Raw genomic sequence first — 3796 nt, forward strand, 5'->3', positions numbered from 1 at the left:
TGTCCCTGCGGCGCCCGTCGGGCTCGACGCGCAGACGCACCCGCCGCCCGGTGTCGGCGAGGCGCGCCGGACACCCGGCCAGCACGGCGGCCCCGCGCACCAGCGCCTCGAGGCCGGCCCGGTGCTCGGCCAGCCGGTCGAAGTAGGCGATGACCCGGACGGCGGCACCGGCATCCGGATCCAGCGCGGTCAGCCGCCCCGCGAGCTCTTTCATGGCCCCATGGTGCCAGTTGCTCCGCAGGTTGTGCGGTTCCTTGGCCGCGGGCCCGGTGGGGGCTGGTCGCGCAGTTCCCCGCGCCCCTTGGGTGGGGGCTGCGCCCCCAACCCCCCGGCCATGCCCCTTGCCGACTGGGCTCAGTGTTCTGGCGCGGGCCCGGTGGGGGCTGGTCGCGCAGTTCCCCGCGCCCCTGGGAGGGGGCTGCGCCCCGTCGGGGGAGTCGCAGCCCCATGCCCCCTACTCCGCGAGCAGCCGGCGGAGCCACTCCAGCTGGGCCGACTGGCAGGCCTGGGAGAGGACTGCCTGGGGGGCGAAGCCGTCGAAGCCGTGGAAGCCGCCCGGCCATACGTGCAGCTCGGCGGCTCCGCCGGCCTGCCACAGGCCTGTGGCGTAGGCGACGACCTCGTCGCGGAACGTTTCGGCGGAGCCGACGTCGAGGAAGGCCGGGGGCAGGCCGGACAGGTCCGTCGCGCGGGCCGGAGCGGCGTACGGCGAGACGTCCGGGCCGCCGCGCTGTTCGCCGAGCAACGCGGTCCACCCTGTGTCGTTGGCCGTGCGGTCCCACACGCCGAGACCCGCCATCTGGTGCGTGGACGGGGTGTCGTTGCGGTCGTCGAGCATCGGGCACATCAGCAGCTGGCCGATGGGCCGCGGACCCTTGCGGTCCCTGAGGAGCAGGGCCAGCGCGGCCGTGAGGCCACCGCCCGCGCTGGCCCCCGCGATGACGATCCGCTCGGGGTCGCCGCCGATCTCCCCGGCGTGTTCGGCGGTCCACAGCAGCCCGGCGTACACGTCGTCGATGGGCGCCGGGTACGGGTGCTCCGGCGCCAGCCGGTACTCCACGGACACCACGACCGCTCCCAGCTCCTTGCCCCACCGCAATGGGCCGTCCACACCGACGCGGTTGTTGCCGAGCACCATGCCGCCGCCGTGCACGTGGTAGATCACCGGCAGCGGGCCGTCCGTCGCCGGAGCGGCCGGCCGGCAGATCAGCAGTGAGATGTCGGGCGCGTTCTCGGGACCAGGCACGACCCGGTCCTCGACCTCGAAGGCCCCGCCCAGCGTCAGGTCCATGTCCGCCAGCATCTCGATGCCGGGCCCCTTGCGGACGGTCTCGATCTCGTCCATGGTCAGCTCGGGCGGCAACGTGTCCTTGATCATCTCCAGGACGGCGGCGAGTTCCGGGTCGAACGGGGGCGGCGTAAGCGTCATTGCCTCTGCTCCTCATGCTGCGTGCGGCGGCTCGTACGGCGATGATCCGCGCGGCCACGGGGTTCCGGCACACCGCCGTACGGCGGGACTTGCCCGCCATCCGGCGGGTAGCCCGGTCGGCCCCGCCTCGGCCTAAACGGCAACTGCGTCACTGACCTGGGGACTTTGCCAGGTGATGAATCGTTGTTCACCGTATTGGGGTGGAAACGATCAGGGGTGATGACAACGCTGCCATTGCCCCCCTTCCTCTGGAGTACCTGTGAACGTCTCATTCGCCGTCTGGACGCTGACAGTCGTCGGCCTGTGCGTCCTCGTCGCCGCCGACTTCTTCATCGGCCGCAAACCCCACGACGTGTCCCTGAAGGAGGCCGGCACCTGGACCGTGGTGTGGGTCGTTCTCGCCTGTCTCTTCGGCCTCGGGCTGGCGATCTACGGCGGGTCCAAGCCCACCGGTGAGTTCTTCGCCGGGTACATCACGGAGAAGTCGCTGAGTGTCGACAACCTCTTCGTCTTCGTCCTGATCATGGGCAAGTTCGCGGTGCCCTCGCAGTACCAGCAGCGGGTGCTGATGGTCGGTGTCCTGGTCGCCCTCGTGCTGCGCGCCGGGTTCATCGCGGCGGGCGCGGCGATCATCTCCACGTTCTCGTGGGTGTTCTACATCTTCGGCGCCTTCCTCATCTGGACCGCCTGGAAACTGGTCCAGGACGCCAGGAAGGGCTCGCACGAGGAGGAGTACGAAGAGAGCAAGCTGCTCAAGATGGTCGAGAAACGGTTCGGTGTCGCGGACCGGTACCACGGCACCAAGCTGTTCATCGTGGAGAACGGCAAGCGGATCATGACGCCGATGCTGGTCGTCATGCTCGCGATCGGCTCCACGGACGTGTTGTTCGCGCTCGACTCCATCCCCGCCATCTACGGGCTGACCCAGGACCCGTACATCGTCTTCACCGCCAACGCCTTCGCCCTGATGGGCCTGCGTCAGCTGTACTTCCTCATCGGCGGCCTGCTGAAGAAGCTGGTGCACCTCAGCTACGGCCTGTCGATCATCCTCGGCTTCATCGGGGTGAAACTGGTGCTGCACGCGCTGCACGAGTCCGGCGTCCACGTCCCGGAGATCTCCATCCCCTTCTCGCTCGGCTTCATCGTCCTCGTACTGGCCGTCACGACGGTGACGAGCCTGCGGGCGTCGAAGAAGCAGGAGGAGGCCGAAGCGGCCAGGCTTCGGGCTTGACTTCGTGTGCGCTCCAGGAACTAGCGTCGTTCCCGGAACACCGCTGGATGCAGGCGAACGGAGACGGACATGCGGCTCGGCGTGCACATCAACCGGTTCAACCACCCTGGAGGCGGCCCCGCGCTCGGCCCCGAGCTGGCGGCGGCCGGTGCCGCGGCCGAGGCGGCGGGCGTCCACCGGCTCACGGTCATGGACCACTACTTCCAGATGGAGTTCAACGGCGGCGCCGAGGACCCCATGCTGGAGGCCTACACGACCCTCGGCTTCCTCGCCGCCCACACCTCCACGGTCCGCCTCGGCGCGCTGGTGACCGGCGTGACGTACCGCCACCCCGGACTGCTCGCCAAGATCGCCACCACCCTCGACGTGCTCTCCGGCGGCCGGGCCGGCCTCGGCATCGGGGCGGCCTGGTACGACCGGGAGCACGAAGGGCTCGGGGTGCCGTACCCGGCGACGGCCGAGCGGTTCGAGCGGCTGGAGGAGACCCTGCGGATCTGCCTCCAGATGTGGGACCCGGACACCGACGGGCCCTTCGAGGGCAAGCACTACCGGCTCGCCGAGACCCTCTGCGTACCGGCGCCCGTCAGCTCACCGCGCCCGGAGATCATGATCGGCGGCGGGGGAGAGCGCAAGACCCTGCGCCTGGTCGCCCAGTACGCGGACGCCTGCAACCTGTTCGCGAGCACCCCGGAGGAGGTCGGGCACAAGCTCGACGTCCTTCGCGGCCACTGCGACAGCGTGGGACGCCCGTACGACGACATCACCAGGACGCTTCTCTACATGGGAGACGCGCCCGAGGAGAACGACGTCGACGCCTTCGTCCGGGACATCGAGGGCTACGCCAAGTTCGGCATCGAGACGGTCATGCTGGGACCGCGCACGGGTGAACCCGCCGCGTGGATCGAGCGGTTCGTGGCCCCGGCGGCGCTGCGCGCGGCCGAGCTGGGCTGAGGCCGGGGACGCCGGGCGACATGCCGGAGGGCCGGAGCCTGTGCGGACGCTGTTGGTTAATCCCGGTCTCTGATGCTTCGCCCCGTCGTTATGCGGCGGGGCGAAGTGCTGCCAGGGGGCTGGTCCGTGTGCGGGCGCGGGGTTGGTCGGTGAGCCAGGCGTTGATGCGGATGAGGTTGATCGCG

3 protein-coding genes and 1 pseudogene are annotated in these 3796 nt (G+C 70.1%); 2 read left to right on the top strand and 2 right to left on the bottom strand.

The window, feature by feature from the left end; all coding sequences use genetic code 11:
• Both G3I56_RS42450 and G3I56_RS42455 read right to left on the bottom strand, forming a co-directional pair.
• Positions 1-214 (bottom strand): annotated as a pseudogene (locus G3I56_RS42450) (PucR family transcriptional regulator); the annotation flags it as partial.
• Between the two features lie 240 nt (positions 215-454).
• A complete protein-coding gene (locus tag G3I56_RS42455) occupies positions 455-1429 on the bottom strand; it encodes an alpha/beta hydrolase (RefSeq protein ID WP_164418852.1) in 975 nt (324 codons plus the stop codon).
• A 259-nt stretch (positions 1430-1688) separates the two neighbouring features.
• On the opposite strand from G3I56_RS42455, the gene G3I56_RS42460 reads away from it, so the two are divergent.
• Both G3I56_RS42460 and G3I56_RS42465 read left to right on the top strand, forming a co-directional pair.
• Positions 1689-2660, top strand: coding sequence for a TerC family protein (locus tag G3I56_RS42460; protein WP_164418854.1), 972 nt, complete (start codon positions 1689-1691; stop codon positions 2658-2660).
• Positions 2661-2729: 69 nt separating this feature from the next.
• Positions 2730-3611: an LLM class F420-dependent oxidoreductase gene (locus tag G3I56_RS42465; protein WP_164418856.1), complete on the top strand. Its 882-nt coding sequence runs from the start codon at positions 2730-2732 to the stop codon at positions 3609-3611.
• The last annotated feature ends 185 nt before the right edge of the window (positions 3612-3796 follow it).

This window comes from Streptomyces sp. SID12488, from assembly GCF_010548275.1.
Taxonomy (GTDB): domain Bacteria; phylum Actinomycetota; class Actinomycetes; order Streptomycetales; family Streptomycetaceae; genus Streptomyces.

Bases quoted from the DNA above. Each gene is read 5' to 3' on its own strand.
- G3I56_RS42455 (WP_164418852.1), bottom strand. From the start codon at position 1,429: ATGACGCTTACGCCGCCCCCGTTCGACCCGGAACTCGCCGCCGTCCTG.
- G3I56_RS42465 (WP_164418856.1), top strand. From the start codon at position 2,730: ATGCGGCTCGGCGTGCACATCAACCGGTTCAACCACCCTGGAGGCGGC.